This is a genomic window from Deferribacterota bacterium, from assembly GCA_034189185.1.
In the GTDB taxonomy this organism is placed as follows: Bacteria; Chrysiogenota; Deferribacteres; order Deferribacterales; family UBA228; genus UBA228.
The window spans coordinates 1-3,107 of record JAXHVM010000198.1 but is presented as its reverse complement, the minus strand read 5'-3'; the positions used below and the strand labels follow the sequence as shown (position 1 = coordinate 3,107).

Sequence of the window (3,107 nt, the reverse complement as noted above, 5' to 3'; positions counted from 1 at the left end):
TATGAATTTGAAAAGGATGGTAAACATTTTAAGTGTTCTGTTGATGTGATTGATATAGATAAGAAAACTATTTTCATATATTTGATTGATGATATAACAATTATTAAAAATATTGAAAAGGAAAGACAGCGGGATGAAAAACTTAAATTAATGGGTGAAATGGCGGCTAATATAGCTCATGAGATTAGAAACCCCTTGGGCAGTATTGAATTATATACTTCAATATTAAAAAAATCTTTAAAAAATAATAATGATCTAAATATGACAGATTCTATATTAAAATGTACAAAAGCTATAAATAATATAATCTCAAATATTTTAGTATTTAATAGGGATGTTAATATAGATATTAGAAAACATTATTTGGCAGATATTATAGATGATGTTGTTCTCTATTTAAGGCATTTAATGTTGAGTAAAAAGATAGATTTTAGAAATAATATAGGAGAAGATACCATAGTTTACGCAGATAGTGAGTATCTAAAGCAAGTGATAATGAACTTGTTGCACAATTCTATAGAGGCGACCCAAGAGGGAGGGAAGATTAAGATTGAGTCAAAAGAAGATAATTATAAAACTATAATATGCATTGAGGATAATGGCTGTGGTATTAAACCTTCTTTTTTTGATAAGTTATTTATCCCTTTTCAAACAAACAAAGCTAAAGGAACCGGTCTTGGCCTTGCAATATGTTATAAAATTATTAAGGCCCACCGAGGCAGTATAACACCAATAAGTGATGGTGAAAGCTATACAAAATTTATAGTAGATTTACCAAAAAGTGAAGATTATGAAAAGTAAGAAAATATTAATAGTAGATGATAATGATAATATGAGAAAAGCATTAAGTATTATTGTAAACAATATGAATTTTGAAGCAGAAACAGCTATAGATGGAGACGATGCTTTTGAAAAGGCTACAAAAAATTATTACGATATGATTATATCTGATATGAAGATGCCAAAAGTAGACGGTCTAACTCTTTTAAAAATGCTAAATACAGCAGGTATAAAAACACCTATAGCTTTTATAACGGCATATGGAACAATAGCAAATGCTGTAGAATCTTTAAAATTAGGAGCATCTGATTATATTTTGAAACCTTTTTCGGCAGAGGTTATTGAGCAATTAATCAATAGAACTCTCTCCGTTAATGAGTGTAAAAAGAATTATAAAGAATTAGAAGGACCGTTGTTTATAAGTCCTGCCTCAGTAGCAGAGATATTTGCTTTAGCAAGTGACTTGTCAAAGACTGATGTAACCATATTGATAACTGGAGCCTCTGGAACAGGCAAGGATATATTAGCAGAGTACATACATAAAAATAGCGATAGATCTAATTATCCTTTTATTGCAATAAATTGTGCTGCTATACCAGATAATTTAATTGAAAGCGAGCTATTTGGTTACGAGAAAGGTGCATTTACTGGTGCTGAATCAACCAAGAAAGGCAAATTTGAATTGGCAAATAATGGTACTATTCTTTTAGATGAAATAGGCGAAATGCCCTTTCATTTGCAAGCAAAGTTATTAAGGGTTATTGAAGAAAGAGAAGTTGAAAGGCTTGGCTCGACAAAAAAGATTAAACTTAATGTTCGTATAATTGCTACAACAAATAGGGATCTAAGACAAGAAGTAAAAAATGGAGCATTTAGAGAAGATCTATTTTATAGGTTAAATGTAATAAATATTGAATTGCCTTCTTTAAAGGGAAGAAAGAAAGATATATTAGAATTCTCTAAGTTTTTTGTTAATAAGTTTGCATCCCATTACAATAAGAAGGTAAAAAATTTATCCGCTGATGCTGAAAATGTACTTATAAACTACGATTGGCCTGGCAACATTAGAGAGCTTAAGCATACAATTGAAAGGGCGGTAATCTTGTCAAAGAGTGAGGTTATTACTAAAGATAATCTTTTCCTACATGGGATAACCTTTGGTCATAAAGAACAGGTAATTGAGAGAAATGACGAGGATATCCTTGTTGATAAACCTATATCTGAGGTAGAAAAAGAGCTAATCTTAAATACTTTGAGCAAATATAATGGTAATAGAACAAAGACTGCAAATGCTTTAGGCATTACAGTGAGAACACTTAGAAATAAAATTAATGAATATAGGGAAAATGGAATAGATGTAGATCGCTATATTGAAAAATAGGCATACATTTTGCTAGATATATAAGTAAGAATATGTTTATAAGAGGGTAGAAATGGTAAATATGTTTGATAAGATAAGGATTAATGATCTTAATTACGGTTTAAATGTATCCTCTGTTAAAAATGATGTAATTGCTAAGAATATTGCAAACGCTGACACACCATTCTATAAGGCAAAAAAGATTAAATTTAAAGAGGTGATGGAAGAATATTTTCCCGATGAGAAAAAAATTCCTCTTATAGTAACTGATGAGCAACATATTCAGCCTGGCCAAAAGATATTGTCACCATCTTCTTTTGTAAGATATCAAAACAATATGTCTCCTAGAAATGATTTTAATGATGTTAATTTAGATTACGAGATGAGCGAGTTAGCAAAAAATGGAATAAACTATTCCATGATGGGACAAATTACCTCAAATAGTTTTGCTAAATTAAAAGAAGCAATAAGGGGGAGATAATGAGCTACTTTGATATTTTAGATATATCAGCAACTGGGATGTCTGCACAAAGAATAAGGATGCAGGTTGTATCTGCAAATTTGGCTAACGCCAATACAACTAGGGCTTATGGAGATATGCCCTATAGAAAGAGAGACGTTGTATTTAAAACAATATTAGATGGTGAGCATAAGGGTGGAGTAAAGGTTGACAGGATTGAATTAGATGAAAAACCTCCTAGGATGGTATATGATCCTAGCCATCCAGATGCTAACGAAGAAGGCTATGTTAGATATCCTAATATAAATCCTATAGAAGAGATAGTGAATATGCTAGAGTCTTCACGTAGTTATGAGGCAAATATGACAGTTTTAGATACTGCTAAACAACTAGCTATGAGAGCAATTGATATAGGAAGAAGTTAGTTAAAAATATAGAGTAGTTTATATATTTAACTTGTAAGTTATTTATATAGTTATATAATTTTATATAAGAGAAAAAAATGAG

The 3,107-nt window shown here is 30.4% G+C and carries 4 protein-coding genes; all 4 read left to right on the top strand.

Annotated elements, in window-relative coordinates; genetic code table 11:
• Positions 1 to 801 (top strand): ATP-binding protein (locus SVN78_09805; GenBank protein ID MDY6821899.1); only part of this gene is annotated, 801 nt, incomplete at its 5' end.
• A complete protein-coding gene (locus SVN78_09800; GenBank protein ID MDY6821898.1) occupies positions 791 to 2,161 on the top strand; it encodes a sigma-54 dependent transcriptional regulator in 1,371 nt (456 codons plus the stop codon). The genes SVN78_09805 and SVN78_09800, both read left to right, overlap by 11 nt.
• Before the next feature lie 52 nt (positions 2,162 to 2,213).
• Positions 2,214 to 2,621: a flagellar basal body rod protein FlgB gene (gene flgB / locus SVN78_09795; protein ID MDY6821897.1), complete on the top strand. Its 408-nt coding sequence runs from the start codon at positions 2,214 to 2,216 to the stop codon at positions 2,619 to 2,621.
• Positions 2,621 to 3,025: a flagellar basal body rod protein FlgC gene (flgC, locus tag SVN78_09790; GenBank protein MDY6821896.1), complete on the top strand. Its 405-nt coding sequence runs from the start codon at positions 2,621 to 2,623 to the stop codon at positions 3,023 to 3,025. Before flgB ends, flgC begins: the two co-directional genes overlap by 1 nt.
• Positions 3,026 to 3,107 lie beyond the last annotated feature (82 nt).

Bases quoted from the DNA above. Each gene is read 5' to 3' on its own strand.
- flgC (MDY6821896.1), top strand. From the start codon at position 2,621: ATGAGCTACTTTGATATTTTAGATATATCAGCAACTGGGATGTCTGCA.
- SVN78_09800 (MDY6821898.1), top strand. From the start codon at position 791: ATGAAAAGTAAGAAAATATTAATAGTAGATGATAATGATAATATGAGA.
- flgB (MDY6821897.1), top strand. From the start codon at position 2,214: ATGGTAAATATGTTTGATAAGATAAGGATTAATGATCTTAATTACGGT.